The sequence below is a fragment of the Streptomyces sp. NBC_01450 genome (assembly GCF_036227505.1).
In the GTDB taxonomy this organism is placed as follows: Bacteria; Actinomycetota; Actinomycetes; order Streptomycetales; family Streptomycetaceae; genus Streptomyces.
On record NZ_CP109480.1, the window covers coordinates 6,074,982 to 6,100,396 of the forward strand.

Genomic DNA, 25,415 nt, shown 5'->3' on the forward strand with positions numbered 1-25,415 from the left:
CTTACGCCTGTGGGAGGTACTCGCCCTGTACCGCCTGGATGTCCAGTTCGACCTTCAGCGTGGTGCCGATCGCCGAGATGCCCGCCTGGATGACCTGGTTGTAGTTCATGGCGAAGTCCTCGCGGTGCAGCTCGGTCGTCGCCCGGAAGGCCGCGCGGGTGCCGCCCCAGGGGTCCGCGCCCGTGCCCAGGTAGGCGAGGTCCAGGTCGACCGGGCGGGCGATGCCGCGCATGGTGAGTTCGCCGTGGACGGTCCAACGGTCGGAGCCGGCCGGGGTCAGGCCGGTCGAGCGGTAGGTGATCTGCGGGTACGTCTCGACGTCGAGGAAGTCCGGGGACTTCAGGTGGCCGTCGCGCATGCCGTTGCCGGTGTCGATGGAGGCGGCCGAGATCACCGCCTCGACGCGGGACTTGGACACGTCGTCCGGGGCGATCTCGATCAGAGCCGAGAAGTCCGTGAAATGGCCGTGCACGCTGGAGATGCCGAGGTGCTGGGCGACGGCGCCGACGGAGGAGTGCGCCGGGTCGACGGTCCAGGGGCCGGGCGGCGGCAGTTCGGTGCCGCCCTGGCGGGCGAGGGTCACGTTGCCGATCTCGGCCCGGCCGCTCGCCGTGACGATCGCGCTCGAGGCGGCGGGCGCGTAGCCGACCGCGGTCACGATCACCGTGTAGGCGCCGGGCGTGAGGGTGGTCGGGTCGTGCACGGCTCCTTCGGTGTCCGCCTCGGCGCGCAGCACCTGGGTGCCGGTCATGTCGGTCACCGTGACGACCGCGTGCGACACGGCCCATCCGTCCCGCGTGCGAATCCGTGCGGTCAGTCCCATCCCGTTTTCTCCCTGCAAAGCAGTAAAAATTGGTCGCGATGAAACCGGCCCGTGGGGGGCGCACCTCCGCTCAGAGTGCGCGCGTCCCCACGGGCCGGGGTATCAGCTACTCGCCGGGGTGGGCGAGGGTGATGTCGTGGTCGTCGACGCCACGGCCGGAGACCGTGAGGGCCGTCGCCACCGGGGGGTAACCCGTCGCGATGACGGTGTATTCGCCGCCGTCCAGGTCGGTGAAGGCGTACGCGCCGTCCGTGCCGGTCCTGGAGGTGCCGATCACGTTGCCGGCCGCGTCGACCAGCGTGACCCGGGCGTCGGCCAGGGGGCCGGCGGGGGCCCGTACGACACCCTGGAGCTGGGCTCCCGCGCTGAGCTCGACCTCGATCCGGGTGACCCCGGCGCCGCCGACCTCGACGGGGAGGGCCTGCGGGCGGTGGCCCGCCGCGTTCACCGCGATGGTCACCGGACCCGGTACCAGCTCGGTGAAGGCGAACTGGCCCTGCTCACCGGTGGTCCCGGTGGCCAGCACATCACCGCGGACGTCGGTCACGATGACCATGGCGTCCTTGACCGGGGTGCCGGTCCCGGCAGCCCGGACGAACCCGCTCAGCCCGCTCGTGCCGCTCAGCAGGATGTCGTACGCCACCGGCTCGTCGTTCACGACGATCGTCGAGGCCTGGGGCTGGAAACCGTCGGCGGAGGCGATCAGGACGTACGAGCCCGTGCCGGGCGCGTCCACCGCGTAGGAGCCGTCGGCCTGCGCGACCGACCGGCCCAGCTGCCGTCCCGCGAGTGAGATCAGCGTGACCGCGGCCTGCGGGACGGGTGCGCTCTCGGTGCCGCGGACGTGACCGCGGACCGGGATGCCGCCGGAGGCGGGCAGCGGGGCGCTCTCCCGTGTCGCGGTGGCGACGGCGGCGAGCCGCTGCGTGCCCTCGGGTCCGGCCGCGGGGCTCGTCTCGGCGACGGCCGCCGCCCAGCTCGGGATCCTCTCCTCGGCGGCGGGCGCCTCGGCGAAGGCGGGTGCCTCGGCGGCGGCCGGAGCCTCCGCCTTGGCCTCCGCGGCCTGGGCCAGCGCGCCCGAGGTCCGCAGCGGGACCTCCTTGATGAACAGGACGATGAGGAAGGCGAGCAGCGCCAGGACGGAGGCGATCATGAAGACGTCGGCGATGCCGTGACCGTAGGCGCTCTCCAGGACGGTGCGCAGCGGGGCGGGCAGCGCGTCCATGTGCGGGATGGTGCCGGAGCCGGAGGCGGACGCGGCGGCCGCGTACTTGGGGTCGAGGCCGGCCAGGCCGTCCTTGACGTAGTCGCTGATCCGGGTGGACATGATCGCGCCGAGCGCGGAGACGCCCATCGCACCGCCGAGGGAGCGGAAGAACGTCACCGTGGAGCTGGCCGAGCCGAGGTCGGACGGGGCGACCTGGTTCTGCGTGGACAGCACCAGGTTCTGCATCGTCATGCCGACGCCGAGACCGAGCAGCGCCATGAAGACCGCGACGTGCCAGTAATCCGTGTCGTAGCGGATGGTGCCCAGCAGGCCCAGGCCCGCGGTGATCAGGACGGTGCCGCTGACCAGCCAGTACTTCCACCGGCCGGTCTTGGTGATGACCTGGCCGGAGACCGTGGAGGCGATGAACAGGCCGCCGATCATCGGGATGGTCATGACGCCCGACATCGTCGGGGACTTGTCCCGGGCCAGCTGGAAGTACTGGCTGAAGAAGACGGTGCCGGTGAACATCGCGACGCCCACGAAGAGCGAGGCGAGGGAGGAGAGGGTGATGGTGCGGTTGCGGAACAGCCGCAGCGGGATGATCGGCTCGCTCGCCTTGGACTCGACGAGCACGAACAGCAGCCCGAGGACGATCGAGCCTCCCACCATCGCGTACGTCTGCCCCGATATCCAGTCGTACTTGTCACCGGCGAAGGTGACCCAGACCAGCAGCAGCGAGACCGCGGCGGAGATGAAGAACGCGCCGCCCCAGTCGACCTTCACGTCCCGCTTCACGGTGGGCAGGTGCAGGGTCTTCTGCAGCACGATCAGCGCGATGAACGCGAACGGCACGCCGACGTAGAAGCACCAGCGCCAGCCGAGCCACGAGGTGTCGGTGATGACACCGCCGAGCAGCGGGCCGCCGACCGTTGCGACAGCGAAGGTCGCGCCGAGGTAACCGGAGTAACGCCCGCGCTCACGCGGGGAGATCATCGCGGCCATGACGATCTGGGCGAGGGCGGACAGACCGCCGACGCCGACGCCCTGGATCACACGGCATGCGATGAGCATGCCGGGGTTCTGGGACAGACCGGCGGCGGCCGATCCCAACACGTAGATGACGAGGGCTATCTGTACGAGCGCCTTCTTGCTGTACAGGTCGGAGAGCTTGCCCCACAGAGGCGTGGTCGCGGTCATGGCCAGCAGCGAGGCCGTGACGACCCAGGTGTAGGCGGACTGGCCGCCGCCCAGGTCGCCGATGATCTCGGGGAGCGCGTTGGTGACGATCGTCGACGACAGGATCGCGACGAACATGCCGAGCAGCAGGCCGGAGAGCGCCTCCATGATCTGGCGGTGTGTCATCGGAGTGCCGTCGGAGGGTCCACCTCCGTGCTTGGCGTGAGCCCGCACACCGGCTGGTGTGGTCGTTGCCATGGGCTTCCTTCTCTTGTCTTACGCGGGTGTACGGGTGGTCAGTTCGGTTGCTTCCGGCACATAGGGGGGCCGGGGTACGGCACGGCAGTCACCGAAGCTCTCGCGCAGCCGGCCCATCAGATGGATGAGCAGACCGACCTCGTGGTCGGACCAGTCGCTCAGCCGGTCGGCGAACAGCTGGGAGGAACGGCGGGAGAGTTCGACGAGCCGCTCGCGTCCCGCGTCGGTGAGGCGCAGGATGCGGGAGCGTTTGTCGGCGGGGTCGGGGAGGCGTTCGATCCAGCCCCGGTCGGCGACGTGGGCGACGTGGCGGCTGGTCACCGACATGTCCACGGCGAGCAGCTCGGCGAGCTTGCTCATCCGCATGTCGCCGTGCCGGCCGAGGAGGGTCAGTACGGCGGCGGAGCCCGCGGGGCAGTCGTGCGGCAGGATCCGCCCGAGCTCCCGCTTCACCGCGCCGATGGCACTGAGCTGACGAGCCAATTCCTCGTACTGCGCCTGCTCGGCCATCACACCTCCCATGTTCGTTGCTTGGGGCAACCATAAATCCAGTTGGTTGCTGCAGGCAAACGATATCGCCGGCGCTGGGCTAAAAAGATGGCAAAGGCAAGTATTGGCGAACGTAAACTTGCAGGTGGAGGGCGTACGAGGCTTTGAACGCACTGTGGACCGACCGAGCCACGTCTGGGCTGTGCCTCTGGGCTGCGCCTCCGAGGGGAACCCTGCACTTGGGTGGGGAGCGGGTATTCGCTAGGGTCCTGGGCCATGGCAAACACCCAGGGCCCCGAGGGCAACTACGACCCCGCGGGTAGCACCCAGATGTTCCGCGCTTTCGTCGACGAAGGGCCCCAGGCCCGACAGCAGCAGGCGGCCGCCCCGGCGGGCCCCCGCATCGGCCTGATCATCGGCATCGTCGTCGCCGTGGCGGTCGTAGCCGCCGTGGCGTGGCTCGCGCTGGCGTAATGAGCTCCGACCCGCCCCGCCGGTAGGACCGGTGGAGGCGGGCTACTTCCACTGGACGGACACGTCCTGCGTCTCGATGTGCATGCCGAGCGGCACGCGCCAGTCGTCGACGCACACCGTCCAGGTCTTTGTGCTGCCCGCTCCCGCGGCGATCGGCGCGGGCAGGTCCCGCGTCGAGTCGATCGTCGCCCAGTCGATGCCGAGCGCCCCGATGATGTGCGTCCCGAGGGTCACCGTGCCCGAACGCACGGCGGTGCCACCGGTGTTGCGGAAGGAGACGGTCACCTTCTCGCACCAGCGCTCGTCGGTGGCCTCCCGGGTGGGAGCGCTCACGCTGAGAACGGCGGGGCCGGCGGAACCGGGGGGACTGGTGGTCGCCGTGGACCCCGGGGTCGGTTGAGCGGGGGGCGCGGATGCGGTGCCTGAACCGGTGCTCGTACGGGCGGAGTTGCCGTCGTCGCCCGACGACGGCGTCGGCGTAACCCGGCCGCCGGGCTCTGACGGCCCACCCGGGGAGCCGGAGTGCTGGGGTGAACTGCCCTGCCGCGGGGCTCCCTTGGCGGCTTCCGCGGGAGACGTGGTCCCGGGCAGTGGGGTTAGTGAGACGTTCCCGGTCGGGGCCACCACCGGTCCGGGACCGGCGGGCGCCCCCACCGCCACGTATCCGCCGCCGCTCCCACCGCCCCCGCAGGCGGCCAGAACGGCACCCAGACAGACAACAGCCGTAGAGGCGCCCACCAGGGCGCCTCTACGGCCACGGAGCCAGGTCGCTCGACGCATCGCGCCAGTGTGGCTGACGATCCGTCAATTATGAAGAGTTCGGGCGGGGAGGTCTCAGTCGGAGATGAGGCCTTCGCGGAGCTGGGCCAGGGTTCGGGTGAGAAGGCGCGAGACGTGCATCTGCGAGATGCCGACCTCCTCGCCGATCTGCGACTGGGTCATGTTGGCGAAGAAGCGCAGCATGATGATCCGGCGCTCGCGGGGCGGGAGTTTGGCGAGCAGCGGCTTCAGCGACTCGCGGTACTCGACGCCCTCCAGGGCGGTGTCCTCGTAGCCGAGGCGGTCCGCGAGGGAGCCCTCGCCGCCGTCGTCCTCGGGGGCCGGGGAGTCGAGGGAGGAGGCCGTGTAGGCGTTGCCGACCGCGAGGCCGTCGACGACGTCCTCCTCCGACACGCCCAGGACCGCGGCGAGTTCGGCGACGGTCGGGGAGCGGTCGAGCTTCTGGGAGAGCTCGTCGCTGGCCTTGGTGAGGGCCAGGCGCAGCTCCTGGAGGCGCCGCGGGACGCGGACGGACCACGAGGTGTCACGGAAGAACCGCTTGATCTCGCCCACGACCGTCGGCATCGCGAACGTCGGGAACTCCACGCCGCGTTCGCAGTCGAAGCGGTCGATCGCCTTGATCAGGCCGATGGTGCCGACCTGGACGATGTCCTCCATCGGCTCGTTGCGGGAGCGGAAGCGGGCCGCCGCGTACCGCACGAGCGGGAGGTTGAGCTCGATGAGGGTGTCCCGGACGTAGGCGCGCTCGGGACTGTTCTCGCCGAGTGCGGCGAGCCGCAGGAACAGGGAGCGGGACAGGGTGCGGGTGTCGATGGCCCCCGAGGTCTCGGGGGGCGCCGGGACGGCTTCGAGTGCCGGAGCGGCATCGGGGGCCGGGAGGGCCGGGACATCGTGAAGCGCGTCGGGCGCGGATTCGCTCTTCGTGAGCGTGAGCACCTTCGAGCTGCCCTGGTCTGCGGACATGCCACCCCCTTTGGGTCGCGGACGGTAGCGGCGGACGCTCCCGTCGGAGGAACGCAGCCTCCACCTGAATACCGGCGGCGGGGCTGCGCCAAACGCTCTTCCGGCAGAATGTCACATGTCGGCAACACGCTGTAGTGACATGTCGACATGGAGGGGGTGAATCGGCCCTGGAAAAGGGGGGTCTGACGGTTTTTCAGCGCTGAACTGTCGGAAAAGGAGACGTTGAGCGATTCGCTCTTGTCGGTTACGCCTCGATCCTGTTTGCGGATCGCAGCCGCGCGAAGCTGCGGGCGAGCAGCCTTGACACATGCATCTGGGAGACTCCCAGCTCGGCGCTGATCTGTGACTGCGTCAGATTGCTGTAGTAGCGCAGCAGAAGGATCCGCTGCTCGCGCTCGGGCAGTTGTACGAGGAGATGGCGGACCAGGTCGCGGTGTTCGACCCCGTCGAGGGCCGGGTCCTCGTAGCCGAGCCGGTCGAGCAGCCCGGGCAGCCCGTCACCCTCCTGGGCGGCTTCGAGGGAGGTCGCGTGGTACGAGCGTCCGGCCTCGATGCAGGACAGCACCTCCTCCTCGGTGATGCGCAGTCGTTCGGCGATCTCGGCGGTCGAGGGGGAGCGCCCGAAGGCCGTCGTCAGGTCCTCCGTCGCACTGTTCACCTGCACCCACAGCTCGTGCAGCCGGCGGGGTACGTGGACGGTGCGGACGTTGTCGCGGAAGTACCGCTTGATCTCGCCGACGACGGTCGGCATCGCGAAGGTCGGGAACTGCACGCCCCGGTCGGGGTCGAAGCGGTCGATCGCGTTGATCAGGCCGATGGTGCCGACCTGGACCACGTCCTCCATCGGCTCGTTGCGGGAGCGGAAGCGGGCGGCCGCGTACCGCACGAGCGGCAGGTTCGCCTCGATGAGCGCCCCGCGTACGCGGTCGTGCTCCGCGGTGCCCGGCTCCAGCGTCTTGAGCTGGCCGAAGAGCAGCTGGGTGAGGGCCCGGGTGTCGGCGCCACGGCGTCGCTCGGGGGTGACCTGCTCCGGGGTGACGCGTTCCGTGGCGATGTGTTCCGTGGCGATGCGTTCCGTGGGGACGCGTTCCTGGGGGATTTCCTGTGGCGGTGCTTGAGGCGCAGTACTGGCCGGCACGGTCAACTCCACCTCTGTGATCCGTCAGATCCATCAACTCATCCGTCAAAAGCGGTCATAGCATCACAAGACATGTGCACTGTGTGCAAGCACCGGATAACCACGTGTTGAACAGGATTTAGGGAGAGTTGGGGCATAAGGAGCAGAAAAACCCCCCGCCGGTTACGGCGAGGGGTCCGGAGCGGGTCGGCTCGGAACGGTTCAGAACGGATAGTCGGCGATCACCCACGTCGCGAATTCGCGCCACACCGCGACGCCCGCCTGGTGCGCGGGATGCTCCAAGTACCGCTTCAGGGCGTCGGTGTCGTCGACCGCGGAGTTGATCGCGAAGTCGTACGCGATGGGCCGGTCGGTGATGTTCCAGTCGCACTCCCAGAACCGCAGCTCGGGGATCTGATCGCCGAGCGCGCGGAAGGCGGCCACGCCTTCGGCGACGCGGGGGTCGTCACGTTCGACGCCTTCGTTGAGCTTGAAGAGGACCAGATGGCGGATCACGGGTACTCCCTGGTGGTACGGGCCGTGCGCGGGCGGCCGATCAGTTCTTGGCCCCGTCGGCGATCCACGTCATGAAGTCGCCGATGGACCGAGCGGCGGTCGAAATGCCTTCGAACCCTATCTGGACATAGTCGGCGGCCTTCGCGGGATCCGTGATGATCACGTACAGCGCGAAGACCACGAGTATGTAGACGGCGATCTTCTTCGAATTCACCGCCATCGCGGCCTCCCCTGTGACTGCTGCGCCCACTGGGCCCCGTGTGCCGGCGGCGAGTGTAACCTTCGCCCCACTTTTATGGACCAACAGCCCGCTGGTCCAGGCCTTTTGCCGGGCCTGTCGGCGGCGCGGGCGCCCTGTACGCACGAAGGGCCCCGTCTGTCGACGGGGCCCTTCTGAAGCGGTAGCGGAGGGATTTGAACCCTCGGTGACTTGCGCCACACTCGCTTTCGAGGCGAGCTCCTTCGGCCGCTCGGACACGCTACCGAGGGAGACCCTACCCCAAGGTGGGCCGTGGTTCGAAATCCGTTTCCGGCGGCGCTTGAAGGATCAACGTCCCGTGATCGGTGGTCACGGGGGAGCGGCGTCAGCGGTCGCGGAAGAAGCGCGTGAGCAGGCTCGCGCACTCGTCCTCGAGTACGCCCCCGATCACCTCGGGGCGGTGGTTGAGCCGACGGTCGCGTACGAGGTCCCAGACGGAACCGACGGCGCCCGCCTTCTCGTCGCGGGCGCCGTAGACGACCCGGTCCACCCGGGACTGGACGAGCGCGCCCGCGCACATCGTGCAGGGCTCCAGCGTGACGACGAGCGTGCAGCCGGTCAGCCGCCACTCGCCGAGCCGCTGGGCGGCCCCACGGATCGCGAGCACCTCGGCGTGCGCCGTCGGATCGCCGGTGGCCTCGCGTTCGTTGTGCCCCGTCGCGAGCACCGTCGTACCGTCCGTGGACAGCACGACGGCGCCGACGGGAACATCCCCGCCCTGGACGGCCTGGTGGGCCTCGTCCAGGGCGAGCCGCATCGCGGCCCGCCAGCGGTCGCGTACCGGATCTGCCGGATCTGCTGGAAAGGTCTCTTTTGTCGGGCTCACCCGGGAAATCTATCGGGATCGCCCGGGAAACCGCCTCACCCGGAACTACGGGAACCGGGACCTGTCTTCTGGATCAGGCCCTGGGACCTGATCCAATCGACAGGCCCTAGCGGACGGTCTCCAGGACCTCCGCCGCTCCCAAGGCTTCGGCGATCGTGCTGAGCGCGTCGCCTTCGTCCAGGGCGAGCAGTTCCTTCTCGCTCACACCGAGGTCGACGAGGATCTCGCGGTCCCCGACGGGGCTGTGCGAGACGATTTCGCCGGAGACGCTCTCTTCCTCGTCGTCCTCGGAGTCGTCTGCGTCGTCGGGTTCACCGTCCTCGGTGCCGTCCAGGTCGAGGGAGTCCAGGTCGGCGTCGTCGTCGCCGGGCTCCCGTCCTAGTAGTTCGTCCGTGAGCAGGATCTCGCCGTACGAGCTGCGGGCAGCGGCTGCGGCGTCCGAGACGTAGATGCGAGGGTCCTCCTCGCCGTCCACGCGGACGACGCCGAACCACGCGTCCTCCTGCTCGATGAGTACGAGAACCGTGTCCTCGTCCGAGGCTTCACGGGCCAGATCGATCAGATCCGACAGGGTCTCCACATCGTCGAGCTCTGTGTCGCTCGCTTCCCACCCGTCTTCGGTGCGCGCGAGCAGTGCGGCGAAGTACACCGTGACTCTCCCACTGGTCATAGGCGTGCCGGTTGGGGGTCCCCCCGGCGGAGGTCGATTTGGGCGGGGAGTGCTGCTCCGAGACCCCACCCACTCGGAATCGTGGCAGAAACAGAGCGTTCAGGGGACGTCTTCGGCCTGCTGTGTCTGCCTCTTTTGATCGCTACCAGCGGATCGTACGCGGCCCTCGGCGTCGTGTGTGCATGTCCCCGCTCTCACGGCGTGGGCGGATCACCGAGGAGCTGCCGAAGGAGCTGCCGAAGGAGCCACCGAAGGAGCCACCGAAGGAGCCACCGAAGGGGCTACCAACGGAAGGTGCGCATGCGCATGGCGTGACGGAGGCGAGCGGCCTTGGCGCGGCGGGGCTGGACGCGGTCGCGCAGCTCGCGCGCCTCGGTCAGGTCCCGGAGGAACTGGGCACGCCGCCGTCGGCGCTCGGTGTCCGGCTCCGGCTGCCCGACCCGTTCGGCCCGCCCGATCCGCTCGGCCTGTTGAGCCTGTTGAGCCTGTTGGGCCTGTTCGACGCGGTGAAGCCGCTCGGTCCTTTCGACCCGTTCGGCCCCCTCGGCTCGCCCAAGTCGCTCCAACTGCTCCGGGGACTCCTTTTCCCGGTCCGGCATAGGCCCACCACCCCAGGTCGGTCCCTCCCACTTTCCCTCTGACGGGCGGTTTGATGCCAGAGCGAGGGGCCTGGGGGCACAGCTACTGTTATGGGCATGCGTCTCCACGTCGTCGACCACCCCCTGGTCGCCCATAAGCTCACCACCCTGCGCGACCGGCGCACCGATTCCGCGACCTTCCGGCGGCTCGCCGACGAGCTGGTCACCCTGCTCGCCTACGAGGCCACCCGGGACGTGCGCACCGAGCAGGTCGACATCGTGACCCCGGTCGCCCCCACCACGGGCGTCAAGCTGTCCTACCCGCGCCCCCTGGTCGTGCCGATCCTGCGCGCGGGCCTCGGCATGCTCGACGGCATGGTGCGGCTGCTGCCGACCGCCGAGGTGGGTTTCCTGGGCATGGTGCGCGACGAGGAGACGCTCCAGGCGTCCACGTACGCGACCCGCATGCCGGACGACCTCTCCGGGCGCCAGGTGTACGTCCTCGACCCGATGCTGGCCACCGGCGGCACGCTCGTCGCGGCGATCCAGGAGCTGATCAAGCGCGGCGCCGACGATGTCACCGCCGTGGTGCTGCTCGCCGCCCCGGAGGGCGTCGAGGTCATGGAGCGCGAACTCGCGGGAACGCCGGTGACGGTCGTGACCGCGTCGGTCGACGAACGGCTCAACGAGCACGGCTACATCGTGCCGGGGCTGGGCGACGCGGGGGACCGGATGTACGGGGCGGCCGAGTAGGTTCCCGCACCTCTGCGGGCGCGCTCACGGCCCTATGGGGCCTTCAACGGTCCCTACGGGCCTCGACGGGTCAACGGCCCTTCCGGGCCTTCAACGGTCCCTACGGGCCCTTCAGTGGCCCCTACAGGGCCCTCAACGTCCGTTCCGGTCATGCAATGCTCTTACGGGCTGTCGGCGGTCCTACGGGGCCGCCGACAGCCTTCGCCGTTCAGCAGCTCTTCGGAGAGGCGGAGGCGGCCGGCTGGGGCCCGGCCAGGGTGGCCAGGGCCTTGTCGGCGTCCTCCTTCTTCGTGAGGCTCTTGAAGGCGGTGCCGATGATCAGGTCGACCCGGTCGGCCTGGGCGCGGCCGTCCGTCTTCACCTCGGCGCCGGACAGCTGGGTGCCGAGGACGGGCAGCGCGGCCCGCGCCGCCCCCTTGGCGCCGAGCAGTACCCCGGCGCCGGCGACCTTCTTGTCGTACGAGGCCGTCGCGTTGCCCACGTCGCCGATGCGGAACCCGCGCTTCTTCAGCTCGTCCGCGGTCTGCTTGGCGAGCCCGCTGCGCGCTGTGGCGTTGAGGACGTTGACGGTGATCTGCCCGGGCTTGGGCAGCGCTCCGGCGACGCCGGACGTGGTGGACGCCGTGGTCGCCTCGGCCGACGGACCGACCGCGGACGTGCAGTCCCTCTTCGGACCGGCCGCCGTGGCCTTGTCGCCCTTGCCCGTGAAGACGTCGATGAGCTGCAGGGTTCCCCACCCGACCAGCCCTAGCGCGGTGACGGAGGCGACGACCAGGAACACGAGCCTGCGACGCCCCCGGGGTCGGCGCATCCGTGGGTATTTGTCCCCCGTGATCCGGTACTGGCCGCCCATGCCAGGGGGAGTGAGCATGCTCATGGGCGCAGCGTAGTGTGCCGCGGCGGTGATTCCTACTAAATGATCATCGGTCGAGACGCAGTCCAACCCAAAAGGGTCAATGGGTGGGGGTCTTGGGTCTCGAAGAGACCCCTGCGCCCCCGGCGCCCGACCTCAGTCGAGTTCGAGCACGCGCGCGTGGAGCACCTGGCGCTGTTGCAGCGCGGCGCGTACGGCGCGGTGCAGGCCGTCCTCGAGGTACAGGTCGCCCTGCCACTTCACTACGTGCGCGAACAGGTCGCCGTAGAACGTGGAGTCCTCGGCGAGGAGGGTCTCCAGGTCCAGCTGGCCCTTGGTCGTCACGAGCTGATCGAGGCGGACCGGGCGCGGCGCGACGTCCGCCCACTGCCGGGTGCTTTCCCGGCCGTGGTCGGGGTACGGCCGTCCGTTTCCGATGCGCTTGAAGATCACACGGAAAGCCTACCGGCCCAGACCTTCCGGGCGCAGCCATGGCGACGGAGTGCGACGCTGGAAAAGACGCCGTAAATCAGTGCAAACCGGGAACAGGGGCCTGATATGAGCGACAGCGAAGCACCTCCCGCGGTGGCACCCGAAGGTGTGAGCGGCGCTCCCGGGCTCTCCCAGGAGGCCCTGGAGATCGCCTCCGGTTACGCGTTCCCCGGACCCTCGCTCGACCTGGGCGCACTGATCTGGGACGGGCGGTGTCTGCCGGACGCGCGGATCCGCATCCCGCTGTCCGTGCTCAACCGGCACGGCCTTGTCGCGGGTGCCACCGGCACCGGCAAGACCAAGACGCTGCAGCTGATCGCCGAGCAGTTGTCGGCTCAGGGCGTGCCGGTGTTCCTCGCCGACATCAAGGGTGACGTCTCCGGGATCTCGGTGCCGGGCGTGTCGAACGACAGGGTGCTGGCGCGTGCCCAAGAGGTCCATCAGGAGTGGACCCCGAGCGCCTGCCCGGCCGAGTTCTACGCGCTCGGCGGCATGGGCCACGGCATTCCCGTACGGGCGACGGTCACCAGTTTCGGCCCGGTGCTGCTGTCCAAAGTGCTCCAGCTCAACCAGACCCAGGAGCAGTCGCTCGGCCTGATCTTCCACTACGCCGACCAGAAGGGCCTGGAACTGTTCGACCTCAAGGACCTGCGGGCCGTCGTCACCTTCCTGACCTCGGACGAGGGCAAGGCCGAACTGAAGGGCATCGGTGGCCTGTCGTCCGCGACCGCGGGCGTGATCCTGCGCTCCCTGACGGCCTTCGAGGCACAGGGCATGAGCCCGTTCTTCGGGGAGCCGGAGTTCGACACGAGCGAGCTGCTGCGGACGGCGTCGGACGGCCGCGGGACGGTGTCCGTCCTCGAACTCCCCGAGGTCCAGGACAAACCGCAGCTCTTCTCGACCTTCCTGATGTGGATGCTCGCCGATCTCTTCCACGACCTCCCGGAGGTCGGCGACATCGACAAGCCCAAGCTGGTCTTCTTCTTCGACGAGGCGCATCTGCTCTTCACCGACGCGTCGAAGGCCTTCCTGGAGTCGATCACCCAGACCGTGCGGCTCATTCGTTCGAAGGGGGTCGGTGTCTTCTTCGTGACGCAGACCCCGAAGGACGTGCCGTCCGACGTCCTCGCCCAGCTCGGCAACCGTGTCCAGCACGCGTTGCGCGCCTTCACGCCGGACGACCAGAAGGCGTTGAAGGCCACGGTGAAGACCTTCCCCAACTCCGTGTACGACCTGGAGGAGGTCCTCACCGCCCTCGGCACCGGCGAGGCCGTGGTGACCGTGCTGAGCGAGAAGGGCGCCCCGACGCCGGTCGCGGCGACCCGGCTGGGGGCCCCGCGGTCCCTGATGGGCCCCGTCGAACCGGCCGCTCTGGACCGGGCCGTGCAGGCGTCACCGCTGTACGGGCGCTACGCGGAGGCGGTCGACCGCGAGTCGGCGTACGAGAAGCTCGCGGCGCGCGACGCGGCCGCCGTGCAGGCAGCCGCACAGGCGGCTCCGGGGGCCGGGCGGGCGCCCGCGAAGGGCGGCGGCCGGGCGAAGGAGGAACCCTCGGTCGTCGAACAGGTCGTCGGCAGCGGCATCTTCAAGTCCCTGGCGCGGTCGGTGGGTACGCAGATCGGCCGGGAGATCACGCGCTCCCTCTTCGGGACGGCTCGGCGCAGGCGGTAGCCAGTGGTCGGTAACCGCCAGCCGATAGCCGCCAGCCGATAGCCGCCAGTCGATAGCCGGCGGCCGGAAGTCGATGGGGGTGAGGCGACCGCCCGTCGTCGGGGCGGTCGCCTCGGGCTTCCCCCGGTTGTGCCGTTGTGCCGTTGTGCCTAGTTGTTCCCGTGTTCCTCGGGCGGAGGTGCCTGTACCTGCCGGGCGTCCGGCGCGGGCCTGAGCTCGGGCTTCGGCTTGGGCGTGTCGCGGACGGCTTCCGCGCGCAGGAGGGCGCGCAGGACCGCGTACGGGTCGTTGGGCATGGCTGTTCCTTGCGTTCGCTGGTTCGCTGACTGGCTGGTGAGGACGGTCCGGAGGCCGGGCCGGGCCTGTCAGCAGCGCAGGACCACGGAGCGCAGGGCGTGCAGCGTGCCGGAGCGCGACGGCGGTAGGTGACGGGGGTGGGGCGCCGGTTCCGGGCCGCAGGGAGCGGTCGGTGCGGGGCGCAGCGGAGTGAGGGGGCGGTGCTCCTGTCGGGTGGGCGGGCGAAGGGCCGTGTCGAGTACGTCGTGTTCGCTGCCGCAGTCGGTGTCGGCGGTGGCCACGACAGGGGTCGTGGCGAGGGCGTCGACGTGGGCGCCCGCCGCGAGGATCGTGAGGACGAGGAGCGTCAGGAATCGCATCCATGCGTGCCGGTGCGGCGGGCGCGGCCGGCGGTGCGCAGAGGGGCTCATAGGAGGTCGTGTCCCCATCCGGAGTGGGTGGTTCATCGGGTCGGCGGCGAGATCCGCTCTCATGGGCTACGAGCGAGGCGCGGGGTTGACGAACGACATGTACGACGTGGTGCCGTGTGCTGCCGTCGTGGTGCGTCGTGCGGTCAGACGACGGCCGGGATGTGCTTGACGCGGCTGCGGATCACGAACGCCGTGATGATCTCCGTGACGCCCACCGCGAGGAGCCAGCAGCCGCCGACGAGGGTGAGGACGGCGACCGAGGTGAAGGGGGACACGATCAGGACGATCCCCGCGAGGAAACTGACGATGCCGAGGAAGATCTGCCAGCCGCGGGCCGGCACGGTCGGGTCGGACGCGGCGGCGAGCGTCTGGGTGATGCCGCGGAACAGCCAGCCGATGCCGATCCACAGGGCGAGCAGGAGGATCGACTGCATCGGGCCGCGGAAGCAGAACAGGCCGAGCAGGATCGAGAGGGCGCCGCTGATGAAGGCCATGACGCGCAGCGAGGTCGCGGCGTGGGTGCCGAACGCGGAGACGAGCTGGAGTACTCCGCTGACGAGCAGGTAGAGCCCGAAGAGCACGCCTGCGGCGAGCAGGGAGGCGCCCGGCCAGACCAGCACCATCACGCCGAGGGCGAGGGCCGCGATGCCGGCGAGCAGGACGGCTTGCCAGGCGCTGCGGGTGATGAGGTGCAGGGGGCCTTCGGGGGCGACGCGTGGCTCGCGGTCGTGGACGTGGCGGTCGTCGTACTGAGGGCCCTGGTGGGGGCGGTTCGGTGCCTCGCTCATGACTCATGCTTTGGCCGGGTGGGGGTGGGCTGCCACCTCGGTGACCCATCCGACGGACCCGGGGTCCTTCACCCCGCGGGGGTGCATCCGTCGGCTGCGGCCCGGTGGGGGCTGGTCGCGCCCACGCGGCGGAGCTGCATATGTCACGGCCCCGCGCCCCTCAGAAGCGCCGGCGCGCATCTTCAGCCCGTCCGGCGTTTGAGGACGAGGGGCGTGGGGTTACTTGCCGGAGGCCTTCGCCTGGGCCTTCATCTCCTGTTTGTGGGCGCGGACCTTCGCCAGGGACTCCGGGCCGGTGATGTCGGCGACGGAGCGGAAGGAGTCCGGTTCGCCGTACGCCTCCGCGGCCTCGCGCCAGCCCTTGGGCCGCACACCGAACTGCTTGCCGAGGAGGGCCAGGAAGATCTGGGCCTTCTGGGCGCCGAAGCCGGGCAGTTCCTTGAGTCGCCGCAGAAGCTCCTCGCCGGTCTTGACGCCCTCCCAGACCTTGGCGGCGTCCCCGTCGTAGTGCTCCACGAGGTACTGGCACAGCTGCTGGATCCGCTTGGCCATGGACCCGGGATAGCGGTGCACGGCCGGCTTCGCGGAGAGCAGCGCGGCGAACTTCTCCGGGTCGTACGCGGCGATGTCGTGCGCGTCCGGCTCGTCCGTGCCCATGCGCTCGGCGATCGTGCGCGGTCCCTTGAACGCCCACTCCATCGGCACCTGCTGGTCCAGCAGCATCCCGGTCAGGGCGGCGAGGGGACTGCGGCTGAGCAGCGCGTCGGCTTCGGGATCCTGGGCGATGTGAAGGCTGACGTCCATGCCTCGATGATCCCGCGTGCGGGTCCCGAACGCCTCTCAGGACGCCGTACGCCAGTAGCCCATGGCGTTCACCCGTTGCCTCGGGACGGAGAGTTCCTTGCGGACGTACGCCGTGAGGGCCCGGGTCGTGGTGGTGTCGCAGGCGATCCAGACGTAGGGGGCGGACTGGTCCGCGAGGAGGTCCGGGAGGGAGGCCGCGTCGGCGACGGCGAAGACGTGGGACGGGGCGGGGTCCGGCTCGGTGAACGCGGTGCCGTGGACGGTGGCCTCGATGGTGTCCCCGGGCTTCGCCGCCCGCGCCCAGTCGCTCGCGCGCCCCTCGTGCAGCGCGAACTCCAGGCCGAAGGTGCCGGTCGCCGGGTCGGGGTCGACCAGGGTGTACGCCCGCTGGTGCGGCTTGCCCGCGTTGTCGAACCACAGCCGGACCCACATGGTCGGGTGCACTCCGGTCGCTGCGAGCATGCCGCCGTCGGTGAGGCGCAGGCGGCGGTAGCGCGGGGTGATGTCCTCGGCCCCGGTCACGGTGAACTCGAAGTCCTTGCCGCGTAGCAGCTTGAGTACCGCGCCTTCCCAGCCGTGCCCCTGAGCCATCGTCTGTCCGCCCCTCGCGTACGATTTCGCCACAATGGAAGTTAGGTTAGCCTAACCTGATAAAAGTGGGGATGGATTGTGACCGCCGAGCTCTACCGTGACCCGTGGGGGATACCCCACCTGCGCGCGGGCAGCGCCCTCGCCCTCGCCCGCGCCCAAGGCCGTGTCACCGCCCTCGACCGCGCCTGGCAGCTGGAGGTCGAACGGCACCGCTCGCAGGGCACCTCCGCCGCCTTCCTCGGCGCCGAGGCCGTCGACTGGGACCGGTTCGCGCGCCGGGCCCGGCTCGACGACACCGCGAGACGCTGCTTCGCGGCCCTGGAGAGACGGGACCCGGAGACCGCCGCCTGGGTCGTCGCGTACGTCGAGGGTGTCAACGAGGGGCTGGCCGAAGGCGCCGGGCACGCACCGGAGTTCGCCAGGACCGGGCTCGCCGTAGGGCGCTGGGAGCCCTGGACCCCGCTCGGCGTCTGGCTCGGCACGCACATCCTCTTCGCCGGTTTCCCCGCCAAGCTGTGGAGGGAGGAGGTCGTCCGCCGGATCGGGCCGGAGGCCGTGGACCTCTTCGCCGCCGACGGTCCCGGCACCTCCGGCAGCAACGGCTGGCTCGTCACGGGCGAGCGGACCGGCACCGGGCGGCCGGTCATCGCGGGCGACCCGCACCGTTTCATCGAGGACCCCGGCGTCTACCAGCAGATCCACCTCTCCTGCCCCGAGTTCGACGTCGTCGGCCTCGCCGTCCCCGGCGTCCCGGGCATCGCCCACTTTGCCCACACGGGCACCGTCGCCTGGGCCATCACCAACGCGATGGCCGACTACCAGGACCTGTACCGGGAGCGGCTGCGACGCGCCGGACCTCGGGGACCGGAAGGATGGGAGGCGCTCGACCCGGACGGGGAGTGGCGGGCCGTGGCCCGGCACGTGGAGACGGTCGAGGTGGCCGGCGGTGAACCCGTCGAGGTCGAGATCGTCGAGACCCCGCGCGGGCCGGTCGTCATCGGGGGAGCGGAGCGGACCGAGGACGTCGGACCCATCAGCCTCCGCTACCCGCCCCGCGTCACCGAGGACCTCGGCTTCAGCGCGCTCCTCCCCCTCCTGCGGGCCCGCGAAGTGGCCGACGTGGACCGGGCGTTCGACCACTGGGCCGAGCCCGTGAACGTCGTCCAGGCCGCCGACACCGAGGGCGGCGTACTGCACCGGGTCGCCGGCCGGGTCCCGCTCCGCGGCTCGGACAACCGCACCCGGATCGTCGCCGCCTGGGAGCCCGGGCACGAGTGGCGGGGCTGGCACGAGATGCCGTACGGGACGGTCGAGGACGGCGCCGCCGTGATGGCCAACCAGCGCGGGCCGGCCAGCCCGCTCGGCGTCGAGTTCGCCCCGCCGCACCGTGCCGTCCGGATCCGACAGCTCCTCGACGAGCGGCCGAAGTGGACGGCCCAGGAGATGGCGGACATCCACATGGACACCCATCTCGGCTCCGCCGCGCCCCTGATGGACCACCTCGCCGCGCTCGACGGACTCGGCATCGAAGCGACCGCCTTGCGGGACCGGCTGCTCGGCTGGGACCGCCGGATGACGGCCGACAGCATGGCGGCGGCCGCGTACTCCGCGGTGCGCGGCGCGGTCGTACGGCGGCTCGCCGCCCACCCCGCCTTCGCCGCGCTGGCCGACCCGCCCGCGTACCCCGAGGTCTTCCGCCCCTGGCTCGCCCTCCTCCCCCGCGTCGGCTTCGCCCTCGAACACCTGCTGAAGGCCGAGGAGTTGTACGGCATCGACCGCGCCGCCCTCGTCCGCGAGGCCGTCGAGGAGGCGGCCGCGCGACCGCTCGGCGTCTGGGGCGACACCCACCGGCTCGCGCCGTGGCGCGCGCTCACCACCACCTCGTACGACGAACCGGGGCTCTCCGGAGACCACGACTGCGTGCTGTGCACCTCGGCGGTCCCCGGCCTGACCGACCTGAGCGCGCGCGGCCCGGCGGCCCGTTACGTCTGGGACCTCGCCGACCGCGACCACAGCCTCTGGGTGGTCCCTTTCGGCGCCTCGGGCGTCCCGGGCTCGGCCCACCACCGCGACCAACTCCCCTTGTGGATCGAGGGAGGGCTGGCCCCGGTCATCACCGACTGGAGCCGGCTGACGCAGGAACAGGAGACAGAGAAGGTTGAGGACAGCCATGAGCAGTGAGTCGTACGGCGCCGACCGCGAGGCCGTGCACGAGGAGAAGCTCGACGGCTTCGGGACCGTGCGCGTCCTGCCGGTCGACCCGCACGCCGACCTGGACGTCATCCACCGCTGGGTGAGCGAGGAGCGTGCCGTGTTCTGGGGCATGAACGGGCTCACGAAGCAGCAGGTGCTGGAGACGTACGTCCACCTGGACTCCCTCGACACCCACCACGCCTTCCTCGCGGTCAAGGACGGTGAGCCCGCCGCGCTCTTCCAGACGTACGAGCCGGAGGCCGACCGGGTGAGCGAGTGCTACGCCGTCGAGCCCGGCGACATCGGCGTCCATCTGCTGATCGGTCACGCGGGGCCTGGCGGTGGCCGGCCCGGCTGGTCGTCCGCGCTGCTGACCGCGTTCACCGCGTATGTGCTGATCGGCCTCGACCGGCGGCGGGTCGTGGTGGAACCCGACGCGCGCAACGAGAAGGCGATCGCGCGTCTGGTCCGGCAGGGCTTCGTGGCCGGCCCGGAGATCGTGCTTCCGGAAATCGACCTCCCCGATGTCCACTTGCCCGAGAAGCGGGCCCGCCTGGCCTTCCTGACGCGGGAGGCGGCCCTCTCAGGGGGTTCCTGGCCGGGTTCCGCGACGGCGTCCCCGCCGGTTTCCTCGCCGGTTCCCCCGGCGGGCTCCCCGCCGGGGGAGTGAGCACGGCGCCGGATTCGTCCGTACGTATCCGTGACTCTGGTAAATACGGAGACCTGCGGAGACCGCGGGAACGACGGAGACTACGGAGACGGCGTGTGAGTGAACGTGGAGGCGGACAGCGGGAGCGACGAAGGATCGCCCAAGGACTCGCGCTGCTGGGCACGGTGCTGGTCCTGGTGCTCTTCGGCGGCGTCGGCGGCGCGTCCGCCCACGCCGCGCTGACCGGCACCGATCCACAGGACGGCAGCGTGCTGAAGACGGCACCCACCGAGGTGACCCTGACCTTCAGCGAGTCCATCGGACTCCTCGACGACTCCTTCCGCGTGCTCACCCCGGAGAACCGGCGCGTCCACACCGGTGATCCGGGGCACGCGGGCGACCGTTCCGACACCGCCCGCGTGACCCTGCCCAAGGGCCTCGGCACCGGCACCTTCACGGTGGCCTGGCGGGTCGTGTCGGCCGACAGCCACCCGATCTCCGGTGCCTTCACCTTCTCCATCGGCAAACCCTCCGCGACGGCCCCGCCCGTCCTTGTCGACCCCGACGGGAACACCGCCGCGGGCACGCTCTACGACGCCGCCCGCTACTTCGCCTACGGCGGTCTGGCCCTCCTCATCGGCGCGGCCACCTTCGTCCTGGTCTGCGGATTCCCGGGCCCGGTACGGCGACTGCTGCTCACCGGCTGGTGGATCCTGGCCGGGTCCACCGTCGCGCTGCTGCTCCTGCGCGGACCGTACGAGCGCGGCAGCGGACCGGCGGACGCCTTCGACCCGTCCGTCCTCAGCGAGACCCTGACCAGCAGGCCGGGACTGGCCCTGCTGGCGCGGCTGGTGCTGCTCGGGGCGGCGGTGTTCTATCCGGTACGGGAGCAGGCGCGAGGGCGGGTCGTTCTCGCACTCGGCGGGCTGCTCACCGTCTCCCTCGCCGTCACCTGGGCCGTCGCCGAGCACGCGTCCGCCGGGATCCAGGTCCCCGTGGCGATGGTCTCCTCCGTGCTGCACCTGCTGTCGATGGCGGTCTGGCTGGGCGGTCTCGGCGCCCTGCTCACCGCGCTGCACCGGTCGGCCGAGCCGCTCCCCGCGGCCGTCGTCAACCGCTTCTCCCGCCTCGCCCTCACCTCGGTCACCGTCCTGGTCGTCACCGGCGTCTACCAGTCCTGGCGCGGCCTCGGCTCCTGGGACGCGCTCACCTCCACCTCCTACGGCCGACTCCTCCTCGCCAAGCTGGTGGCGGTGCTCGTGCTGCTCGCGGGGGCGGGGGCCTCGCGCCGCTGGACGGGACGGCTGATGCTCGCGGCGGAGGAGGAACGGACGGCGGCGACGGTACGGGTGGAGAAGCGGGTGCCGGAGACGGTGGGGGCCCTGGCCGCCCCCACCGGCGTACGCACCGCGGACGTACGAGCCGAGGGGTCCGGCGGCGCGCCCGACGACGACGCACCGGACGACCACACACCGGACGACCACACACCGGACGACCACACGCCGGGCGAAGACGCTCCGGACGAAGACGCGCCGGATCCGGATCGCGGACCCTCCGACAAGACCACGGACAAGACCTCCGCCAAAACATCCGGCAAGGCTTCCGACGAGGCCGACCAGTACCGGCGGGCGTTGCGGCGCTCGGTGCTGGTCGAGGTCGTCGTCGGCGTCGTCGTGCTGGTGATCACCACCCTGCTCACCGGTACCCAGCCGGGCCGGGCGGCCACCGAGGCCGCGGCGGCCTCCGCCACCGAGGCCGCCGGGCAGGCCACGGCCTCGATGACGACGATCCCGTTCGACGTGGGCACGAAGGGCGGACACGGCAAGGTGCAGATCCAACTGACACCGAGCCGTGTGGGCGAGAACTCCGTGCAGGCTGTGATCTACGGCTCCGACGGCGGCTTCGCCACCGTGCCCGAACTGCGCCTCACCTTCACCCTGGAGTCCCAGCAGATCGGCCCGATCGATGCCGAGCTGACCGACAAGGGCGGCTACTGGGCCGCCGACGGCGTCACTCTCCCGGTGGCCGGCACCTGGACCATGAAGGCCACGGTCCGCACCACCGACATCGACCAGGTCACGGTGTCGAAGACCGTGAAGATCGGCTGACCCGGGTCCCTTCCCGCACCGCGTCCGGCGTACCGGTCCCGTACCGCCCGCGGGTGGTACGTCAGCCGGTCGCCGAGGGCGTCTGCTTCATACCGTCGACGACGGCCCGGGTGACGATGGCGTTGGTGAAGGTCACGGTGCCGGGCTTGATCAGAGCGTCCTCGCCGGTGCTCGCGGTCACCTTGACCGAGCGGTCGCCCAGGAAGACATGGGTCTTCTTGTCGAAGATCCACTCTTCGCGTTCGCCGCTGGTCTCGTCCAGCCGGGCCACCGCGATCCCGGGCCGGCCCACCGCGTCCACCGCGTCGTTCACCACGACGACTCCGGGGATCTTCGCGGCGGCCTTGAACAGGGCCGGGTACAGCTCCGCCGGCGGGTAGCTCTCGACGAGCAGGTCGCCGATGGTTTCGAACGCCTGCTGGTCGGGGGTGTTGCCCTGGCCCTTGGTCTCCTTGTAGATCTTGGCCAGGATCGTGTCGGGGTCGGTGGTCAGCTCGGCCAGGTAGTCGTACGTGGGGTGGTTCAGGCTGCCGACCGGGGTGTTGCCCTGTTCGTCGGGCAGGCTCAGGGTCTCGCCCTCGGAGCTGTCGTTGACGGCCGGGTCGATCAGCCAGCCCTTGGTGCCGTCGGAGGACATCCAGACCTGGCGGCGGTGCAGCGCGTGACTGGCGAGGCTGCTCTTGTCGCCGACGGTCTTCACGAACGAGTCGGCCGTCTTGGACTCGATGTAGACGTACTGGCCGGGCTTGACGGCCGGGTGGGTTCCCTTGCTCTCGGCCGCCGCCAGCGAGATCTGGTCGAGCAGCTGGGGGACGCCCTTGGTGGTCGCGGCACCGATGTGGGTGGTGAGGGCGGGTCCGGTGGCGACGCCGGCGTCCCTGACCCCGCCGCTGTCGTTCAGCACCACCCCGGCGACGACCGTCCCGGCGAGCGCGGCGGCCAGCGCGGGCAGCATGATCGCCGGACGTGGCAGCCGCAGCCGCCGGGTCCGCGCCGGGGCCACCGTCTCGGCGGCCGCCGTGCGCTCTTCCTGCTGGGTCTGGTGAATCTGGGCCATCAGGCGCTCCTTGTGGAACTGGTGACGGCCCGCCGGGAGATCGCGCGCCGTGCGGGACAGGAACTGCTTCGCGCGCTCGTGCTGCTCGGCCGGACTCTGCCGGGGCGTGTTCGTGTTCATCGGTTTCCTTCCTGTGCGGGCCGGATCACTTGGGTGCGATCGCCTGTTATCTGTCGGCCGGGGCGGCCGCCTTCCCGTCTTCCGCGAACTTTTCTCGGCGGCGGTCCGGGTTCTTCGCGCGCCGGCCCGGGGTCGGTGAGGGCGCGCAGCTTCTTGCGGGCACGGGAGAGCCGGGAGGCGACCGTGCCGACCGGAATCCCCAGCGCCTCCGCGGCGGCCTCGTAGTCGAGGCCCTCCCCCAGGCAGAGCGCGAGGACCTCGCGCTCCGGGGGGCGCAGTGCCGCGAGGGCGGTGAGGGCGGTCGCGAGGCGGCGCCGGTCGTCGACCCGCCCGGCCACGTCCTCGGCGTGGTCGGGCACCGACAGCTCGGCCGCGGCGGCGGCCTGCGCCGCCTGCCGGTAGCGCCGGTTGCTCCGGTACTGGTTGCGCGCGGTGTTGGTGGCGATGCCCAGCAGCCAGGGCCGCAGCGAGCCACCTTCGGGGTCGACCCGGTCGCGCAGCCGCCATGCCTCCAGGAAGGTCGCGGCCATCACGTCCTCGGCCGTCGACCAGTCGGCGGTCAGCCGGAAGGCATGGTTGTAGACCGCGCGTGCATAGCTGTCGAAGAGCTCCGCGAAGGCGCTCGAGTCCCCGGCCCGTACCCGGGTACGCATATCAATGCTCACCCCTATGAGCTGTCCGGCACCCGACACCGGCTTCCCGTGACCTGCGTCACATGTCCCGGCTTCGCCGCGCGCTCCAGCCGGTCCTCCACGACGGGCGATCGTACGGGTGGCTTGAAGGGAAGGGGTGGATGGGGTGCGGGGGAACTCCAGTGACTGTCAACTCGTTGCGCCCGTCGAGTTGTTGAGTCCGAAGACTTCCACCCCACTTCGCATGGAGGCCCGGAACCATGACAGCCCAGCCCCACCACCGGCCCCAGGTCCACTCCCCTGACCGCCCCTCGCGGCGCGCGCTTCTCGGCGGTGCCGCCGTGGCCGCGCTCGCGGTGGCGACCGGGACCGGCGCGGCGAGCGCCGCCTTTGCCGCCCCCCGGGCCGCTTCCTGGCCGACCGAGTTCCCGCTCCCCGACGGGTTCCTCCCCGAGGGCATCACCATCGGCGCCAAGCCGTACGCCTACATGGGCTCGCGGGCCGACGGCGCCGTCTACCGCACCGATCTGCGCACCGGCGAGGGCAGGGTCATCCACGAGGGCGGCACCGGCCTGGTGTCGGTCGGCATGAAGCTGGACCACGACGGCCTGCTCTACATAGCCGGAAGCACCGGAGTCGCACGGGTTCTCGACGCCCGCACCGGCGAGCTCGTGACCACACACCAACTGACCGACCCGACCGGCCACTTCATCAACGACGTCATCCTGCTCGGCGACCGCGCCTGGTTCACGGACTCGCGCGACGCCGTCCTGTACGGCGTACCGCGCGGCCGTCGCACGGGCGGGATCCGCGCCCTGCCGCTCGTCGGCGACTGGATCCAGACGCCCGACGTGAACAACGCCAACGGCATCGTCGGCACCCCCGACGGCCGCGGGCTGATCGTCGTCAGCAGCTCCCCCGGCCGGCTCTACAACGTGGACCTCAAGACGGGACACGCCACCGAGATCGCGCTGACCGGCGCGGACAACGTCGTGAACGGCGACGGCCTCGTCCGCATCGGGCGCACGCTGTACGTCGTACAGAACCGCCTGAATCTCATCAGCGTGTTCGAACTCGGCGCCGGGGCCACCACGGCCACCCTGCGCGGCACACTCACCGACCCCCGCTTCGACGTCCCCACCACCGCCGCCCGCTGGGGCGACCGCCTCTACCTGGTCAACGCCCGCTTCACCAGTCCCCAGACGCCGGACACGACGTTCAACGCGGTCGCGGTCACCCTCTGACCCTCCGGCGCGACGGGGCCCGGACCGGCCCTAGGCCCAGGCCAGGGCCCGCTGCGGCCGGCGCGCCGGGCTGTCCACCCGTACCGGCTCGGTGGTGCGGGTACGGGTGCGGTTGCCTCCGCCGGCGAAGACGTAGAGGCGCAGGAGGAGGAAGCGGCCGATGCCGGCGAGGCCGGAGGCGCTGAGGTAGACGGTCTGTTCGGTGAGCACGCTGGGGGAGGTCTGGAGTGTGTGGAGGATGAGGATGGCGGCGGAGGTGACGGCGTAGGCGGCCGCGGCGGAGCCTGCGGACTGCCAGTGCCGGCGCCATCCGGCGTGCTGTCCGCTTCCGAAGGTGAAGCGGGCGTGGAGTTCGGTGCAGAGGATGGTCGAGGCGACAGTGATGATCGCGTTGGCCACCGCCCAGGGCATCGGCCCGGCGAGGAGGGGGACGGCGAAGCTGGAGAGGACGCCGATGCCGCCGCCGCAGAGGACGAACCGGGCGAAGGAGACGAGCGGGCCGGGAGCCGTCGGAGGCGCGGAAGTTGTGGGGACGGTGGGGGTTGCAGAGGCCGCAGGGGTCGCAGAGGTCGCCGGTATCCGGCGGGCGTCGTAGGCGTCTGCCCCGGCCGGGT

General features: G+C 70.7%; 28 protein-coding genes and 1 tRNA gene. 8 read left to right on the forward strand and 21 right to left on the reverse strand.

Annotation, left to right across the window (positions count from 1 at the left end; translation table 11 throughout):
- Position 1: 1 nt before the first annotated feature.
- From OG568_RS27105 to OG568_RS27115, 3 genes are all read right to left on the reverse strand, one after another.
- Positions 2–823, reverse strand: coding sequence for a YceI family protein (locus tag OG568_RS27105; protein ID WP_329533437.1), 822 nt, complete (start codon positions 821–823; stop codon positions 2–4).
- 106 nt (positions 824–929) lie between these two features.
- Complete coding sequence (locus OG568_RS27110; protein WP_329533438.1) at positions 930–3,467, reverse strand: MFS transporter; 2,538 nt, start codon at positions 3,465–3,467, stop codon at positions 930–932.
- Positions 3,468–3,485: 18 nt separating this feature from the next.
- Positions 3,486–3,977, reverse strand: a complete 492-nt coding sequence (locus tag OG568_RS27115; RefSeq protein ID WP_266432904.1) for a MarR family winged helix-turn-helix transcriptional regulator — start codon at positions 3,975–3,977, stop codon at positions 3,486–3,488.
- A 255-nt stretch (positions 3,978–4,232) separates the two neighbouring features.
- On the opposite strand from OG568_RS27115, the gene OG568_RS27120 reads away from it, so the two are divergent.
- Positions 4,233–4,430, forward strand: a complete 198-nt coding sequence (locus OG568_RS27120; protein ID WP_054235117.1) for a hypothetical protein — start codon at positions 4,233–4,235, stop codon at positions 4,428–4,430.
- Between the two features lie 42 nt (positions 4,431–4,472).
- Here the strand turns inward: OG568_RS27120 and OG568_RS27125 are convergent, their stop codons facing one another.
- The 8 genes from OG568_RS27125 to OG568_RS27160 form a co-directional block, all read right to left on the reverse strand.
- Positions 4,473–4,763, reverse strand: coding sequence for a hypothetical protein (locus OG568_RS27125; protein ID WP_329533439.1), 291 nt, complete (start codon positions 4,761–4,763; stop codon positions 4,473–4,475).
- 501 nt (positions 4,764–5,264) lie between these two features.
- Positions 5,265–6,173, reverse strand: a complete 909-nt coding sequence (locus OG568_RS27130; RefSeq protein WP_266432909.1) for an RNA polymerase sigma factor SigF — start codon at positions 6,171–6,173, stop codon at positions 5,265–5,267.
- Between the two features lie 244 nt (positions 6,174–6,417).
- The gene (locus tag OG568_RS27135) at positions 6,418–7,311 is read right to left on the reverse strand and encodes an RNA polymerase sigma factor SigF (RefSeq protein WP_443077771.1); all 894 of its coding nucleotides are present in this window, start codon (positions 7,309–7,311) and stop codon (positions 6,418–6,420) included.
- A 201-nt stretch (positions 7,312–7,512) separates the two neighbouring features.
- On the reverse strand, positions 7,513–7,806 hold the full coding sequence (locus OG568_RS27140; RefSeq protein WP_329533441.1) for a Dabb family protein: 294 nt from the start codon (positions 7,804–7,806) through the stop codon (positions 7,513–7,515).
- 40 nt (positions 7,807–7,846) lie between these two features.
- Positions 7,847–8,026 carry a hypothetical protein gene (locus OG568_RS27145; RefSeq protein WP_067377012.1) on the reverse strand — a complete coding sequence of 60 codons (180 nt, stop codon included), beginning with the start codon at positions 8,024–8,026 and terminating at the stop codon, positions 7,847–7,849.
- 179 nt (positions 8,027–8,205) lie between these two features.
- Positions 8,206–8,290: transfer RNA gene (locus OG568_RS27150), tRNA-Ser, on the reverse strand.
- Positions 8,291–8,390: 100 nt separating this feature from the next.
- Entirely contained in the window at positions 8,391–8,822 is a 432-nt protein-coding gene (tadA, locus tag OG568_RS27155) for a tRNA adenosine(34) deaminase TadA (RefSeq protein WP_266434060.1), read from the reverse strand.
- Between the two features lie 175 nt (positions 8,823–8,997).
- On the reverse strand, positions 8,998–9,540 hold the full coding sequence (locus tag OG568_RS27160; RefSeq protein WP_329536468.1) for a tRNA adenosine deaminase-associated protein: 543 nt from the start codon (positions 9,538–9,540) through the stop codon (positions 8,998–9,000).
- A gap of 332 nt (positions 9,541–9,872) precedes the next feature.
- Here OG568_RS27160 and OG568_RS27165 point away from each other — a divergent pair, with 332 nt between their 5' ends.
- Both OG568_RS27165 and upp read left to right on the forward strand, forming a co-directional pair.
- Positions 9,873–10,202, forward strand: a complete 330-nt coding sequence (locus OG568_RS27165) for a hypothetical protein (protein WP_329536665.1) — start codon at positions 9,873–9,875, stop codon at positions 10,200–10,202.
- Positions 10,203–10,256: 54 nt separating this feature from the next.
- Entirely contained in the window at positions 10,257–10,892 is a 636-nt protein-coding gene (gene upp, locus OG568_RS27170) for a uracil phosphoribosyltransferase (RefSeq protein WP_054235115.1), read from the forward strand.
- A 208-nt stretch (positions 10,893–11,100) separates the two neighbouring features.
- On the opposite strand, the gene OG568_RS27175 is transcribed toward upp, so the two are convergent.
- Positions 11,101–11,745 (reverse strand): LytR C-terminal domain-containing protein, encoded by a 645-nt coding sequence (locus OG568_RS27175; RefSeq protein WP_329536469.1) that lies wholly within the window; start codon positions 11,743–11,745, stop codon positions 11,101–11,103.
- A 156-nt stretch (positions 11,746–11,901) separates the two neighbouring features.
- Complete coding sequence (locus tag OG568_RS27180; RefSeq protein ID WP_003999914.1) at positions 11,902–12,198, reverse strand: type II toxin-antitoxin system VapB family antitoxin; 297 nt, start codon at positions 12,196–12,198, stop codon at positions 11,902–11,904.
- A gap of 105 nt (positions 12,199–12,303) precedes the next feature.
- Between OG568_RS27180 and OG568_RS27185 the strand changes: the two genes are divergently transcribed.
- Positions 12,304–13,908 (forward strand): helicase HerA-like domain-containing protein, encoded by a 1,605-nt coding sequence (locus tag OG568_RS27185; RefSeq protein WP_329533442.1) that lies wholly within the window; start codon positions 12,304–12,306, stop codon positions 13,906–13,908.
- Between the two features lie 149 nt (positions 13,909–14,057).
- On the opposite strand, the gene OG568_RS27190 is transcribed toward OG568_RS27185, so the two are convergent.
- The 5 genes from OG568_RS27190 to OG568_RS27210 all read right to left on the reverse strand — a co-directional run bounded on the left by OG568_RS27190 (position 14,058) and on the right by OG568_RS27210 (position 16,798).
- The gene (locus OG568_RS27190) at positions 14,058–14,204 is read right to left on the reverse strand and encodes a hypothetical protein (RefSeq protein ID WP_266432917.1); all 147 of its coding nucleotides are present in this window, start codon (positions 14,202–14,204) and stop codon (positions 14,058–14,060) included.
- 69 nt (positions 14,205–14,273) lie between these two features.
- Positions 14,274–14,564: a hypothetical protein gene (locus OG568_RS27195; RefSeq protein WP_329533443.1), complete on the reverse strand. Its 291-nt coding sequence runs from the start codon at positions 14,562–14,564 to the stop codon at positions 14,274–14,276.
- A 194-nt stretch (positions 14,565–14,758) separates the two neighbouring features.
- Positions 14,759–15,403, reverse strand: coding sequence for an HdeD family acid-resistance protein (locus OG568_RS27200; protein ID WP_266583687.1), 645 nt, complete (start codon positions 15,401–15,403; stop codon positions 14,759–14,761).
- A 219-nt stretch (positions 15,404–15,622) separates the two neighbouring features.
- Entirely contained in the window at positions 15,623–16,207 is a 585-nt protein-coding gene (locus OG568_RS27205; protein ID WP_329533444.1) for an HhH-GPD-type base excision DNA repair protein, read from the reverse strand.
- Positions 16,208–16,243: 36 nt separating this feature from the next.
- Positions 16,244–16,798 carry a siderophore-interacting protein gene (locus OG568_RS27210; RefSeq protein WP_329533445.1) on the reverse strand — a complete coding sequence of 185 codons (555 nt, stop codon included), beginning with the start codon at positions 16,796–16,798 and terminating at the stop codon, positions 16,244–16,246.
- Between the two features lie 78 nt (positions 16,799–16,876).
- Between OG568_RS27210 and OG568_RS27215 the strand changes: the two genes are divergently transcribed.
- From OG568_RS27215 to OG568_RS27225, 3 genes are all read left to right on the forward strand, one after another.
- Complete coding sequence (locus OG568_RS27215; RefSeq protein ID WP_329533446.1) at positions 16,877–18,979, forward strand: penicillin acylase family protein; 2,103 nt, start codon at positions 16,877–16,879, stop codon at positions 18,977–18,979.
- Positions 18,969–19,661, forward strand: coding sequence for a GNAT family N-acetyltransferase (locus tag OG568_RS27220; RefSeq protein WP_329533447.1), 693 nt, complete (start codon positions 18,969–18,971; stop codon positions 19,659–19,661). The genes OG568_RS27215 and OG568_RS27220 overlap by 11 nt, the downstream gene beginning before the upstream one ends.
- 95 nt (positions 19,662–19,756) lie before the next feature.
- Positions 19,757–21,748, forward strand: a complete 1,992-nt coding sequence (locus OG568_RS27225; protein WP_329533448.1) for a copper resistance CopC/CopD family protein — start codon at positions 19,757–19,759, stop codon at positions 21,746–21,748.
- Positions 21,749–21,809: 61 nt separating this feature from the next.
- On the opposite strand, the gene OG568_RS27230 is transcribed toward OG568_RS27225, so the two are convergent.
- On the reverse strand, positions 21,810–22,925 hold the full coding sequence (locus OG568_RS27230) for a CU044_5270 family protein (RefSeq protein WP_329533449.1): 1,116 nt from the start codon (positions 22,923–22,925) through the stop codon (positions 21,810–21,812).
- Positions 22,922–23,578 (reverse strand): RNA polymerase sigma factor, encoded by a 657-nt coding sequence (locus OG568_RS27235; protein WP_329533450.1) that lies wholly within the window; start codon positions 23,576–23,578, stop codon positions 22,922–22,924. Before OG568_RS27235 ends, OG568_RS27230 begins: the two co-directional genes overlap by 4 nt.
- 239 nt (positions 23,579–23,817) lie before the next feature.
- On the opposite strand from OG568_RS27235, the gene OG568_RS27240 reads away from it, so the two are divergent.
- Positions 23,818–24,801, forward strand: coding sequence for an SMP-30/gluconolactonase/LRE family protein (locus OG568_RS27240; protein ID WP_329533451.1), 984 nt, complete (start codon positions 23,818–23,820; stop codon positions 24,799–24,801).
- 30 nt (positions 24,802–24,831) lie between these two features.
- Here OG568_RS27240 and OG568_RS27245 read toward each other — a convergent pair whose 3' ends face one another.
- A complete protein-coding gene (locus OG568_RS27245) occupies positions 24,832–25,257 on the reverse strand; it encodes a GtrA family protein (RefSeq protein ID WP_329536470.1) in 426 nt (141 codons plus the stop codon).
- Positions 25,258–25,415: the final 158 nt, after the last annotated feature.

Excerpts from the sequence above, each read along its gene's own strand:
- OG568_RS27105 (WP_329533437.1), bottom strand. The coding sequence starts at position 823 with ATGGGACTGACCGCACGGATTCGCACGCGGGACGGATGGGCCGTGTCG.
- OG568_RS27110 (WP_329533438.1), bottom strand. The coding sequence starts at position 3,467 with ATGGCAACGACCACACCAGCCGGTGTGCGGGCTCACGCCAAGCACGGA.
- OG568_RS27115 (WP_266432904.1), bottom strand. The coding sequence starts at position 3,977 with ATGGCCGAGCAGGCGCAGTACGAGGAATTGGCTCGTCAGCTCAGTGCC.
- OG568_RS27120 (WP_054235117.1), top strand. The coding sequence starts at position 4,233 with ATGGCAAACACCCAGGGCCCCGAGGGCAACTACGACCCCGCGGGTAGC.
- OG568_RS27130 (WP_266432909.1), bottom strand. The coding sequence starts at position 6,173 with ATGTCCGCAGACCAGGGCAGCTCGAAGGTGCTCACGCTCACGAAGAGC.
- OG568_RS27145 (WP_067377012.1), bottom strand. The coding sequence starts at position 8,026 with ATGGCGGTGAATTCGAAGAAGATCGCCGTCTACATACTCGTGGTCTTC.
- tadA (WP_266434060.1), bottom strand. The coding sequence starts at position 8,822 with ATGCGGCTCGCCCTGGACGAGGCCCACCAGGCCGTCCAGGGCGGGGAT.
- upp (WP_054235115.1), top strand. The coding sequence starts at position 10,257 with ATGCGTCTCCACGTCGTCGACCACCCCCTGGTCGCCCATAAGCTCACC.
- OG568_RS27175 (WP_329536469.1), bottom strand. The coding sequence starts at position 11,745 with ATGGGCGGCCAGTACCGGATCACGGGGGACAAATACCCACGGATGCGC.
- OG568_RS27185 (WP_329533442.1), top strand. The coding sequence starts at position 12,304 with ATGAGCGACAGCGAAGCACCTCCCGCGGTGGCACCCGAAGGTGTGAGC.
- OG568_RS27190 (WP_266432917.1), bottom strand. The coding sequence starts at position 14,204 with ATGCCCAACGACCCGTACGCGGTCCTGCGCGCCCTCCTGCGCGCGGAA.
- OG568_RS27195 (WP_329533443.1), bottom strand. The coding sequence starts at position 14,564 with ATGCGATTCCTGACGCTCCTCGTCCTCACGATCCTCGCGGCGGGCGCC.
- OG568_RS27200 (WP_266583687.1), bottom strand. The coding sequence starts at position 15,403 with ATGAGCGAGGCACCGAACCGCCCCCACCAGGGCCCTCAGTACGACGAC.
- OG568_RS27205 (WP_329533444.1), bottom strand. The coding sequence starts at position 16,207 with ATGGACGTCAGCCTTCACATCGCCCAGGATCCCGAAGCCGACGCGCTG.
- OG568_RS27210 (WP_329533445.1), bottom strand. The coding sequence starts at position 16,798 with ATGGCTCAGGGGCACGGCTGGGAAGGCGCGGTACTCAAGCTGCTACGC.
- OG568_RS27220 (WP_329533447.1), top strand. The coding sequence starts at position 18,969 with ATGAGCAGTGAGTCGTACGGCGCCGACCGCGAGGCCGTGCACGAGGAG.
- OG568_RS27230 (WP_329533449.1), bottom strand. The coding sequence starts at position 22,925 with ATGAACACGAACACGCCCCGGCAGAGTCCGGCCGAGCAGCACGAGCGC.
- OG568_RS27235 (WP_329533450.1), bottom strand. The coding sequence starts at position 23,578 with ATGCGTACCCGGGTACGGGCCGGGGACTCGAGCGCCTTCGCGGAGCTC.
- OG568_RS27240 (WP_329533451.1), top strand. The coding sequence starts at position 23,818 with ATGACAGCCCAGCCCCACCACCGGCCCCAGGTCCACTCCCCTGACCGC.